This window comes from Streptomyces sp. (genome assembly GCF_035644915.1).
Lineage (GTDB): Bacteria > Actinomycetota > Actinomycetes > Streptomycetales > Streptomycetaceae > Streptomyces.
The window spans coordinates 1-11,620 of sequence record NZ_DASQNP010000223.1 but is presented as its reverse complement, the minus strand read 5'-3'; the positions used below and the strand labels follow the sequence as shown (position 1 = coordinate 11,620).

The following is an 11,620-nucleotide window of genomic DNA, read 5'->3' as shown; positions in this document are numbered from 1 at the left end:
CGGCGTCGGTGACCGTCCGCATGTCCCGCGGCAGCAGCCGGAACGGCGTGATCACGATACCGGCGAAACGCTGCTGCACCGCCTCGGCCAGCAGTGCGCGCTCCTCGTCGCGGCGGGCCCGCGTGTTGCAGACGACCACGTGGATGCCGAGGCTCCGCAGCCCTTCCTGGAGCGTGGCGGCGAGCTGCGCGAAGAACGGGTTGGCGATGTCGGGCACGATCAGCGCGACGAGGCTCGACCGGCCGGTGCGCAGACTGCGAGCCGCCGTGTTCACGGTGAACCCCAGTTCGGCGATGGCGGCCTCCACGGCCGCTCGGGTCGCGGGAGCCACCGCCCGCTTGCCGGACAGGACGTAGGAGACCGTGGCGGACGAGACTCCGGCAGCACGGGCGACGTCCGCCATGGTGACCCGGTCTGGCACTGCTCACGCTCCCTTCGCCGTCACCCTACTTCAACGGCCTGTTCTGCATGGAAGCGCTCTCTGAGCGCCCTGCACACCCGGGCGACCCAACCGTTCGACGTTCCGACATCCCATACACGGATTGTCAATGCGCCAGCCGAAGAACGTGTCGCACTCGTCCTGTGGTCGATGTGGCGGGCCACCGCCCCCGGCTCGACCGCCGTACGCCTCCCGCAGTGCGCCGCAAGCGGAGCAGCCGGGCCCGACCCCGCACCGGTCTGACCCGCTGACCGGCCGTCCCCCATCGAATCCCCTTCTCCGCACGGCGCGTTCCGCGCCGCACGTCCCCACCACGTCCGGGACGGACCGTCCCGTTCCCCTACCCCATCCCAGGTGATGCCCATGTCCTCCAGCCCTCTCCTGCCCACCCCGGTCCCGCCCGCCGACACCCCCGTACCCACCCCCGCCGACCCGTCCGGAACCGGCACCCACCTCGCCCTCGCCGACGACCTCCTGGCCCTCCTGCGGACGACCACCACCGAGCCGCGCCCCGACGAGCAGCTCGAAGCGCTCACCCTGGCCGTCGCGGCCGACCTGCCCGTGCTGCTCTGGGGCGAGCCGGGCATCGGCAAGACCGCGGCCCTGACACAGCTCGCCACCTCCCTCGACCTGCCGCTGACGACCGTGATCGCCAGCGTCCACGAGCCGTCCGACTTCTCCGGGCTGCCCATCGTGGGCGACGACCCGGCGGCGCAGGGAGTGCCGATGGCACCACCGCAGTGGGCCGTGGACATCGTGCGGGCCGGGCGAGGGCTGCTCTTCCTGGACGAGCTTTCCACCGCCACCCCGGCGGTCCAGGCCGCGCTGCTCCGGGTCGTCCTGGAACGGAAGGTCGGTGCGCTGCAACTGCCGCCGGGGGTTCGGATCGTGGCCGCCGCCAATCCGCGCGCGTCGGCGGCGGACGGGTGGGAGCTGAGCCCGCCACTGGCCAACCGGTTCGTGCATCTGCACTGGGTACACGACCGGGAGGTGGTGGTGCGCGGGCTGGGCGGGGTCTGGCCCCGGGCGGAGCTGCCCCGGCTGGCACCGGAGCGGCTGCCGGAGGCGGTGGCTTTCGCCCGGCGCGCGGTCTGCGGCTTCCTGAAGGCCCGACCGACACTGATCCACCGGCTGCCGAGCACCGAGGCGCGGCGCGGCGGTGCCTGGCCCTCGCCCAGGAGCTGGGAGGCCGCGTTGACCCTGCTGGCCTTCGGCACGGCGGCCTCCGTCTCCCGGGAGGTGCTGGCGCTGCTGGTGCGGGGCGCGGTGGGGGACGGGCCGGGGCTCGAACTCCTCGCCCACCTGGATCGGATGGACCTGCCGGACCCGGAGTCGCTGCTGGCCGATCCGGCCTCCGCCGAGCTGCCGGCGCGGGGCGATCTGCGTCAGGCGGCACTGGAGGCGGTGGTGGCCGCCGTCGGGGCGCGGCCGGAGCGGAAACGGTGGGAGGCGGGCTGGGCGGTGCTGGTCCGGGCGCTGGAGACCGGTGCCCCGGACCTGCTGGTCGCCCCGGCGACGGCGCTGGCCGCGCTGCGGCGCGAGGACTGGGAGGTGCCGGAGGCGGTGGAGCGGCTGGCCGCGGTGGTCGGTCTCGCCCGGCGGGCGGATCGGTCGGTGAAGCGGGCAGCGACGGCCGACGCCGGGCGTGCGACGGGGACGCGCCGACGACGGGGGCCGCGAAGCGCCCGATGCCCCGCCCCGCACCGCCGCGCCCGGTGCGGGCCACCGTGCCGAGGCCGCCGGCCGGCCGGACCGGACTCCCGCTGGACATGGAGAAGTTGCTGGCCGCCCGACTGCACGCGGTGAAGGTCCGTCCCTACCTGGCCGACGCGCTCTTCGCACTGCACGTGGTGGAGGACCAGTCGGTGCCGACAATGGCGGTGGACGCCCACTGGCGCTGCTACGTCTCCCCCGGCTTCGTGACCCGCACCCCGGTGGAGGAACTGGCGGGCGTCTGGGTGCACGAGGTCTCCCATCTGCTCCGGGACCACCATGGGCGGAGCGAGAGGTACGCGCGGGAGCACCGGGAGCACCGGCCGGGTGAGCGGAGCGAGACGGGGATCCCCCCGGCCGAAGACCGGGAGAGGCTGCGGCGGAACATCGCCGCCGACCTCGAGGTCAACGACGACATCTACGGTGATGGCCTGCCCCTGCCCGCCGGTGCGGTGCTGCCGTCGCTGTTGCGGCTGCCCGACGGACTGCTGATGGAGGAGTACCTGCGGACGGCGTCGACGGCAGGGCTCGCCGCGGACCTGGCCTGGCTGGACTGCGGCAGTGGAGCCGACGGACAGGACCGGCCGTGGGAGCTGGGGCCCGACGGGGCGCACGGGCTGAGCAGACAGCAGCGGGACGCGGTCCGCTTCCGGGTCGCGGAGGGAATCAAGGGCCGACCGGGCGACGCGCCGGACGGGTGGCGCCGATGGGCGGACGAGGCATTCCACCCGCCGCAACCGTGGCGGCAGTTGCTGGGGGCGGCGGTCCGCTCGGCGGTGGGTGCGCCGGGGGTGGGCGAGGACCACAGTTACCGGCGCCCGTCCCGGCGCTCGGCCGGTGTCCCCGGGGTGCTGTTGCCGAGCCTGCGCCGTACGCCGCCCCGGGTCTGCGTCGTGATCGACACCTCCGGGTCGGTGAGCGACGCCGAGCTGGGCAGCGCATTGCTGGAGGTGGCGGCGATCTCGCGGGCGGTGGGCGGGCGGCGCGACCTGGTCTCGGTGATCTCCTGTGACGCGGCGGCCGGGGTCGCCGTCCCGCTCTGCCGCGCCGAGAGCATCGAGCTGATCGGCGGCGGGGGAACGGATCTGCGCTCCGGTTTCGCCCGGGCGCTCCGCTCCCGGCCCCGCCCGGACGTGATCGTCGCCTTGACGGACGGCCAGACGCCGTGGCCCTCCGCGCAGCCGCCCTGCCGCACCGTCGTCGGTCTCTTCCCCCGTCCCGCTCGCGCCGTGGACGAGGAGAACCCCGACCACGTCCCGGATGCCCCACCGCCCTGGGCGCGTGTCGTCACCATCGGCTGAGGAAGCGCGGTGGCGACGTCGTCTGCGGCCCGGTCCAAACCGACATCCGCACCGGGGCGGGCGACACCGGAGGGCCCGCCTTCTCCGGCACCACGGCCCTCGGCCTGATCCCGGGCGGCAGCGGGAACCGCGCCTCCGGCGGCACCGCCTTCCACCAGCCGATCACCGAGGTCCTCGCGGCCCACGGCCCGACGCCGTGCTGACGGCCCGGCCACCGGGCCTTCCCGGCCGTGGTGCCCCTCCGCGCCCCCGGGCGAAGGGCCCTGCGTCGAGGCGTACTTGGCGCCGGACCCACCCACCTCTATTTTGACGGCGTACATTCAAATCGGGGTGCTGTCACAAGCGGCGCCTCGACACCCCAGGAGGCCCCATGTTCGGCCGGAGAAGACCGAGAACCCGATGGACCGCCACCAGCAGTGTCCTGGCGATGCTGGCCGGGGCGCTGGCGCTGACCGCCCCGGCGGGCGCCGCCGCCGCGGACCGGCCGGCCGCCACCCCTGCGGCCGCCGTGACCGAGCACCTGCTGGAACACGGCCGCACCGCGATCGGTGCCGCCGCCCGCGACACACCGCGCGTCGACATCACCCGCAGCGCCGACGGCTGGGCCTTCGGCACGGCCGTGCTGGCCACCGAACCGGGATCGGACCGGATGCCCCAGGGGTGGCTGTTCCTCGCCGAACGCGAACGCGGCACGTGGCGTGTGGCATTCGAGGGCGAGGAGGGGTTCGCCGAGCTGTCGAAGCGCTCCCCCGTCGTGAAGGCCCAGGAGAAGCCCCTCTTCGCCCAGCGGGACGGCAAGCAGAAGGACACCCTCGGCCGCGGGGCCCCCGGCGCCGACGGCGACGTCACCGTGTACGGCGCCGGTGACTACCGCACGGGCATGGCGCTGCCCACGACCGTCGGCGCCAACACGGTCATGACCAGCGGTCCCCACGGCTGGAGCGGCAGCGCGGCGCCGTGGAGCTCCCTGGACTTCGCCGGCGGCGACGAGGTGGTGCGCGCGGCCCGGCAGGGCACGGCCTACACCATGTGTCAGGGTTGGATCAGGGTCGTCCACGACCGCGGCTACGCCACGGACTACTACCACCTGTGGAGCAACATCAACACCAACGGTGGCTGGGTGGACACCGGCGCCTTCCTCGGTCACACGGGCACGGACGTCACCTGCGGCGGTGCCGCCTACGGCCGCCACGTCCACTTCGGCCTGATCCAGAACGGCTCGTACATTCCGATCGCGGGCCACAACCTGGGCAAGTGGGTGCTCTACAACGGCTCCGCCGCCTACCAGGGGTCGGCGATGCACGGCAGCCGGCGGGTGTACGCCGGAGGGACCCTCTACAACCACGGCGCGCTGGGGCTCACCCAGGCCGTGGTCGACGCCAACGACGGCACATACGTCAACAAGCGCTCCGGGCCCGGCGCCGGTCACACGGCCCAGGGCACGGTGGCGGACGGCGCCACGGTCGGCATCGCCTGTTCCGCCTACGGCACCTCGCACACCGGCCGCTACGGCACCACGAACCTGTGGAACAGGCTGACCGACGGCACCTGGGTCAGCGACGCCTACGTCTGGACAGGAGTCAACGGACCGGTCAACGGTTGGTGCTGAGACACCGGCGGGCCGAGCGGGGCCCAACGCCCGGTTCCCGCTCGGCCCGCCGGCTCCCGTGCTCCGGACGGGCCCGCACCCACCGGGCGGCGGGAGAAGGACCGAAGGGACCGTCAGCGGGGGAAAGGGACGGCACGGTCCGCATCAGCTCGCCCAGACGACCCCGGAGCAAAGGAACCATCGGTTACCGTGATCTCGCAGGTGATGACACACTGAGCGACTCTGTCGGGGATCTTCGGTTGCCGGTTGCCTGCCTTGCCACCACCGGCATTCGGCGATACGGCCCGACGGCGACCAGCAGGACGGCGACGGTCCTAGGGCGTGTATCGAAAGCAGATCTTGGTCGTGGGATGATCTCGGTTCGTGGCACGTGGAGACCTGGCGGACGAACAATGGGCGGTGCTGGAGCCGTTGTTGCCGAGGGGCAAGAAGCCCGGCCGCCCGCTGACGTGGGCCCGGCGACAGCTGATCGACGGCATACGGTTCCGGGTCCGCACCAGTGTCCCGTGGCGGGACATGCCCGCCGCGTACGGACCCTGGGGTCGGGTGTACGACCTGTTCCGTCGATGGCAGCGGGACGGCACCTGGCATCGGATCTTCGCCGTGTTGCAGGCCCGGGCGGATGCCAAGGAGCTGATCACCTGGGACCTCAACGTAGATTCCACGATCCTGCGCGCCCACCAGCACGCCGCCGGTGCGCGTAAAAAGAGGAGTTCCAACAGGAACCGCCTGGCGGTGTCGCCTGCGAGCCGGACGACCATGGGCCAGGACGCTCCCGCGGCGGTCTTACCACCAAGCTGCACCTGGCCGTCGAACAGAGGCAGAAGCCCATGTCCATCGTGGTCACGGCCGGGCAGCGCGGGGATTCTCCGCAGTTCGAGGTCGTGCTGGGCCGCATCCGGGTGCCCCGACTGGGGTGCGGCAGGCCCCGCGTGCGCCCGCGACGGGTGCGGACGGACAAGGCGTACGCGTCCCGCACCAACCGCGCCTGCCTGCGGCGTCGCGGTATCCGCTGCACCATTCCGGACAAGGCCGACCAGGTCCGCAACCGCAGGAAGCGCGGCTCCAGCGGTGGCCGGTCACCGACGTTCGCCCCAGAGGATCACAAGGCCCGGCACGCGGTCGAGTGCGGCATCAATCGCCTCAAGAGACATCGAGCCGTGGCCACCAGGTACGACAAACTCGCGGTCCGCTACGAAGCTACCGTCCTCGTTGCCGCCATCAACGAGTGGTCGTGACGTACTGGTCCGACGACAACTCGAACACCCGTACTCGCCGACCACAGGTGGGATTGACGGTCTCACGGACCGGATGCATCCCCAGTTTGGTCATGATCCGTTCGGAGGCGTCGTTGCCCACTTGAGTGATGCTGACGATCCGCTCCAGCCCTCGCTCTTCGAACCCGAACCGTACAGCGGCCGCAGCGGCCTCGGTGGCCAAGCCCTGCCCCCAGTGGGAACGTCCCAGCCGCCAGCCGACCTCAACCGCCGGCAGTACCTCCGGCAAGAAGTCTGGCACCGAAAGGCCGGTGAACCCGGCCAGCTCGCCAGTGGACCGGATCTCCACGGCGAACAGGCCGAAGCCCTGTGACTCCCACTCGCTCTCCCATGCCTGGATCCCGCCGCGAGTCTGCTGTTCGTCACGGACGCTGCCGTCACGGATCCACCGCATGACCTCGGGGTCGGCATTGATGGCAGCCATGGGCGCAACGTCTTCCTCGCGCCAGCGACGCAGGATCAAGCGGGGAGTCTCAAGCGTGACCATCCAATCATTCTGGGTCACACATGGCCTCTCCGCCATCCTCACCAGGCACTTTCGATGCACGCCCTAACGCCGACGCCGGGCATCGACGTCGGGACCGGGGAGAGGCCGAGCCTCCGTCAGAGCCTGGATCCGGACTTCCGGCGCGCGTCGTCGTCCGTGGACGGCCGCGAGCGAGCGGGCCGGGGACCGGATGACCACAGGTGATCCCGTCGGCCGGTTCCAGCGAGCGCGGGGTGTGCGGCATGGCGCGTGCGGCGTCCGCGATCACCGCAGCGTCCTTCGCCGGCATCTCGCCGATCCCCCGCTTCTTCCGGGCTCACCAACCGGCACCGGCTCAACCGCAGCGGAGACCAGCAGCTCAGCCGGGCCGTGCACGCCATCACCCCGATCCGCGCGCGGATCGACCCCACCACGAGGGCATATACGTCTCCCGCGGGATCACCGAGGAGAAGATCGCTCGTGACGCGCAGCGGTACCTCAAGTCCGCCGTCTGCCGTCAGATCTTCAAGGTCCTCGAACGGACCGGCCGCAACAAGGCCGGGAGCATCAAGGAACACACTCAAGCGGCTTGACACGACACGGCGGCCTCGGGACGTGGAGGGAGCCACTCCCCCACCACGAGACCGCAACCCGCCCGACGAGGCTCAAGGGACGCCGGCACCGGCACTGTGCGAGCACCAGTGGCCGCAGCCCCTCCGCCTCCGATGGCGACGTGTCCGGGAAAGGGGGCCGTCCTATTCGCCCGCGGTCACCAGCCCCGATTCGTACGCGAAGACCACCGCCTGGGCGCGGTCGCGCAGACCGAGCTTGGTCAGGACGCGGCTCACGTGCGTCTTCACCGTCTGCTCGGCCAGCACCAGCGTCTCCGCTATCTCCGCGTTGGACCGGCCGCGGGCCACCAGGGTGAGGACCTCGGTTTCGCGTTCCGTCAGGTCCTTGAGCCGCAGCGCGGGCTTGCCCCGGGCGGCGGGACGCTGCCGGGCGAAGTCCGCGATGAGGCGGCGCGTCACGGAGGGGGCGAGCAGCGCGTCGCCCGAGGCCACGACGCGTACCGCCGCGATGAGGTCGGTCGGCGGCGCGTCCTTCAGCAGGAAGCCGCTCGCGCCCGCCCGCAGCGCCTCGTAGACGTAGTCGTCGACGTCGAACGTGGTGAGCATCAGGACGCGCGGCCGGTGCGTCACGCCCGGCGGGGGCGCGAGGAGGCGGCGCGCGGCCTCGAGGCCGTCCATCTCGGGCATGCGGACATCCATCAGCACGACGTCGGGATGGGTGCGCCGGCTCAGCTCGACGCCCTGCGCACCGTCAGGGGCCTCGCCCACCACGTCGATGTCGCTCTGGGCGGCCAGCAGCGCGGCGAAGCCGGCCCGCACCATGGCCTGGTCGTCGACGACGATGACCCGGATCGTCATGCCGCTCCTTCGCTGTCGTTCCCTGTCACCGGCAACCGCGCCGCCACCCGGAAGCCGCCGTCCGGCAGCGGCCCGGTGTCCAGCTCGCCGCCCACCAGCCGCACCCGCTCGCGCATGCCGACCAGGCCGTGCCCGGTGCGGCCCTCTTCGAGCGGCGCGGCGGGCGGCTCGGGCGGCGGCCCGTTGACGACGAGGACGGTGAGCCGCTCCCCGTCCTCCGACACCACCACCTGCGTCGGGGCGCCCGGCGCGTGCCGCACGACGTTCGCGAGGGCCTCCTGGACGATGCGGTACGCGGAGAGGCCCACCACCTCGGGCACGTCGGCGTCGCAGGGGGTGAACTCCACCGGCACGCCCGCCCTCACCGTCGCCTCCACGAGCTGCCCGATCCGCGTCAGGCCCGGCTGGGGCGCGAGCTCGCCGTGCGCCTCCTCGTTCCGCAGCACGCCGAGGAGCCGTCGCATCTCCCCGAGCGACTCGCGTGCGGTCGCCGCGATGGACGTGAACTCCTCCTGCACGTGCGGCGGCAGCCCGTGGAGGCGGTACGCCGCGGTGTCCGCCTGCACCGTGATGACGGACATGTGGTGCGCCACCACGTCGTGCAGCTCGCGCGCGATGCGGGCGCGTTCCTCCAGCAGCGTCCGCCGGCTGCGCTCGGCCTCGCTGATCGTCTCCTGCTCGGCCAGCCTGCGCTGCGCCTCGTACCGCTCGCGGAGCGCACCGCCGAGCACGAGTGTGACGCCGCTGAGCACGATGAGCAGTGTGCTGTTGCCGCTCGTGCCGTGGGGCACGACGAACTCCAGGCCGACGCCCGCGCCCGCCGTCGCCAGCCACACCAGCAGAAGCGTCCGGCGCGATTCGCGCAGGCCGAGGGCGAGGCAGAGGCCGACGTATCCGACGATCTCCATGGCCGGGAACGGCCACAAGAGCCGCTCCTCGAAGTCGGCAGCGAGCAGGACGAGCGCCCCGGCCACGTCCGCGGCGAAGATCACGTACCAGGCCCGCAGCGGGCGGACGACGGCGAGCAGCAGCGGTGCCGTCTGCGCGACGGCCAGTGCGCTCGCCACGCCGCTGTTCAGGCCGTAGTCGGCGCTGAGCACATGGATGGTGGTGGGCAGCAGGGCGACGCACAGCACGAACGCCACGCCCCACGGCAGCAGCCGTACCCACCGACGCGAGGCGTCGGCGAGCAGCGCACGCGGGCGTTCCTCCTCCGCTGAGGTCATGGGGCCCAGCTTAGGTGCGGCGGGACGGCGTCAGGACACGCGCGGCTGTCGGGCGGACTCGGCGCAACCGTAGTCACCGGTTCCGGCGGCGGGGTTCGCCGGGCTGCCCAGGCCGGGCGCGGAGCAACCGCTGTGCCCGGACGCACTCCGGGCCGTGGGCCGGTGTGCGCCGAACGCCTTCGGGACGGGGCCGGCACCGTGACCGGGGCGACTGAATTCCAGGTGGGGCACGGCCGTGATCCAGTCGCCCGGGGCCCGCATCGCCCACGCGTGCGCCCCGGCGTGCAGCCCGGCGGTGCCGCCCATGCTCGGAGGAGGGGTTGCCTGTGGACCGCAGGTGGCGGAAGCGGGCTGAATTCCGGCATGACGGACGGCGGCGGAACGCGGCTGTGCGTCATGCCGGTCGCCGGAGCAGGAACCCCGCGAATCCCACGGTGCGTCCGATCGACGGTGCCGGACATACCGCGACGAGCGGATGCGGAGCCGCGCTGCCCCCGCCGTGGCCGGGCGACACGTACAGCCCCGTCCAAGCGGTCTCGGACAGGATCGCGGCCGTCGCGTACCGGGTGGCGGGGATCTTGCCGAGGCCGGCCGCCGCTGCACCGGTGGCCCGGTCTCCGGGAACGAAGCGCATGGGGATCAGCGCTGCGGGGCCGGGCCGGTGTCTCCATCCTGGTCGTCCTCTCCGTGTTCTTGAGGCGGGCGCACTCCGGTGAGCACGAACACCCGTGTATGAGTACGTTGCGTTCCGGGGTGCGCCGGCGTAGGGCCGGCATCGGCAACTCCGCGAACCGGCCGCCGGGGAACGCGTCAACGCGACGCCTGCGCTTGCCGGCCGGTTCCGGAGCAGCACCGGCTCGCCTGCTCATCAGGTGTCGGCACGGAGCGGCTCTCCCACGTCGTGCATGTGCCGCAGGACCTGGCGGTAGGAGTCGATGAGACCGGTCTCCGTGTAGGGGATGCCGAGATCGCGGCAGTGGGCCTTCACCATGGGCTGGGCGAGCTTCAGGTGGGGGCGGGGCATGCTGGGGAACAGGTGGTGCTCGATCTGGTAGTTGAGGCCGCCGAGGAACCAGTCGGTGAGGACGCCGCCCCTGATGTTGCGGGACGTGAGGACCTGGCGGCGCAGGTGGCCCCACTTCTCGCCGTCGGGGTCGGGCATCTCCATCCCCTTGTGATTGGGCGCGAAGGCCATGCCCAGGTGCAGCCCGAACAGGGCCTGGTGGAGTACGGCGAAGACGAGTGCATGCGCGAGTGGCATGGTCGTCAGGAGCAGGGTGAGGTACCCGGCGACGTGGGCGATGAGGAGCGCGCCCTCCACCAGGCGCTCGCGGCCGGTCCGGCGGCGCAGGTCCTGGAAGCCGTAGAGCTTCAGGGCGAGGCCTTCGAGGAGGGTGAGGGGGAAGAAGAGCCAGGCCTGGTGGCGGGTGAGCCAGCCGCGGAAGCCCGTGCGGGTGGCGGCCTGCTTGCTGGTGAAGACGAGGACGTCGGCGGCGACGTCCGGGTCCTTGTCGATGTGGTTGGGGTTGGCGTGGTGGCGGTTGTGCTTGTCGTTCCACCACGCGTAGCTCATGCCGAGCAGCAGGTTGCCGTGGACGAGCCCGATGCGGCGGTTCGTGGCCCGGTTGCCGCTGATCTGGGCGTGGCCCGCGTCGTGGCCGATGAACGCGGTGCGGGCACACAGGACGGCGAGGACGGGGGCGAGGGCGAGTACCCACCACGAATCGCCGATGAGTGCCATGCCGGTGACGACGGCGGCCAGGCTGAGCGCGTTGGTCACCATGGTGCGTGCGTACCAGCCGGTGCGCCGATCAAGTAGCCCCTGTTCCCTGATGTGGCGCAGCAGGGGCGTGAATTCGCTGCCCGTATCCGGTGCGGATTGCCTCGCGGTGGTCTTCGCGGGACGCGGCAGAGTGGTTTCGTCGGCCATGGACATGGTTGCACTCCGGTGTTCGGTGGATGGTGTCGGTGCGGTGCGGGGTGTCGTGGTGCCCGGTTTCGTCCGGCTCTTTGAGGTGCTTCGCGTCGTCGGTGACGAAGGGGCGGGATGGGCCGGCCGCGGTCTGTGGACGGAGCTGGGCCGGCGGCCCACCGGCGGGTCGTTGTGCGGAGGCGAAGGTCCGTGCCGCGGCGGCCCCGGACCGCGGTGATACGGCGGT

General features: G+C 72.3%; 10 protein-coding genes and 1 pseudogene. 5 read left to right on the top strand and 6 right to left on the bottom strand.

Annotated elements, in window-relative coordinates; genetic code table 11:
* Positions 1-421, bottom strand: a 421-nt coding sequence (locus VE546_RS24265; protein WP_324925868.1) for a LacI family DNA-binding transcriptional regulator, incomplete at its 3' end; no start/stop codon positions are given.
* 381 nt (positions 422-802) lie between these two features.
* Here VE546_RS24265 and VE546_RS24260 point away from each other — a divergent pair.
* From VE546_RS24260 to VE546_RS24245, 4 genes are all read left to right on the top strand, one after another.
* Positions 803-2,245, top strand: coding sequence for a MoxR family ATPase (locus VE546_RS24260; RefSeq protein ID WP_324925866.1), 1,443 nt, complete (start codon positions 803-805; stop codon positions 2,243-2,245).
* Positions 2,209-3,453: a DUF2201 family putative metallopeptidase gene (locus VE546_RS24255; RefSeq protein WP_324925864.1), complete on the top strand. Its 1,245-nt coding sequence runs from the start codon at positions 2,209-2,211 to the stop codon at positions 3,451-3,453. Before VE546_RS24260 ends, VE546_RS24255 begins: the two co-directional genes overlap by 37 nt.
* A 370-nt stretch (positions 3,454-3,823) precedes the next feature.
* The gene (locus VE546_RS24250) at positions 3,824-5,062 is read left to right on the top strand and encodes a hypothetical protein (protein WP_324925863.1); all 1,239 of its coding nucleotides are present in this window, start codon (positions 3,824-3,826) and stop codon (positions 5,060-5,062) included.
* A gap of 363 nt (positions 5,063-5,425) precedes the next feature.
* Positions 5,426-6,300, top strand: a protein-coding gene (locus tag VE546_RS24245) for an IS5 family transposase (protein WP_414720565.1) whose coding sequence is annotated in 2 segments (ribosomal slippage) — positions 5,426-5,795 and positions 5,795-6,300 — 876 coding nt in all. Because the reading frame shifts where the segments join, the coding sequence is not laid out codon by codon here.
* Here the strand turns inward: VE546_RS24245 and VE546_RS24240 are convergent.
* A complete protein-coding gene (locus VE546_RS24240; protein WP_324925859.1) occupies positions 6,284-6,826 on the bottom strand; it encodes a GNAT family N-acetyltransferase in 543 nt (180 codons plus the stop codon). The two genes, VE546_RS24245 and VE546_RS24240, sit on opposite strands and share 17 nt — an antisense overlap.
* 62 nt (positions 6,827-6,888) lie before the next feature.
* Positions 6,889-7,012: pseudogene (locus VE546_RS24235) on the bottom strand (IS110 family transposase); the annotation flags it as partial.
* Between the two features lie 56 nt (positions 7,013-7,068).
* Between VE546_RS24235 and VE546_RS28045 the strand changes: the two are divergent.
* Positions 7,069-7,398 (top strand): hypothetical protein, encoded by a 330-nt coding sequence (locus VE546_RS28045; protein ID WP_414720566.1) that lies wholly within the window; start codon positions 7,069-7,071, stop codon positions 7,396-7,398.
* Positions 7,399-7,560: 162 nt separating this feature from the next.
* Here VE546_RS28045 and VE546_RS24225 read toward each other — a convergent pair whose 3' ends face one another.
* From VE546_RS24225 to VE546_RS24215, 3 genes are all read right to left on the bottom strand, one after another.
* Positions 7,561-8,235, bottom strand: a complete 675-nt coding sequence (locus tag VE546_RS24225) for a response regulator transcription factor (RefSeq protein WP_324925857.1) — start codon at positions 8,233-8,235, stop codon at positions 7,561-7,563.
* Positions 8,232-9,461, bottom strand: coding sequence for a sensor histidine kinase (locus VE546_RS24220; RefSeq protein WP_324925855.1), 1,230 nt, complete (start codon positions 9,459-9,461; stop codon positions 8,232-8,234). Before VE546_RS24220 ends, VE546_RS24225 begins: the two co-directional genes overlap by 4 nt.
* Before the next feature lie 868 nt (positions 9,462-10,329).
* Positions 10,330-11,391 carry a fatty acid desaturase family protein gene (locus VE546_RS24215; protein WP_414720564.1) on the bottom strand — a complete coding sequence of 354 codons (1,062 nt, stop codon included), beginning with the start codon at positions 11,389-11,391 and terminating at the stop codon, positions 10,330-10,332.
* Positions 11,392-11,620: the final 229 nt, after the last annotated feature.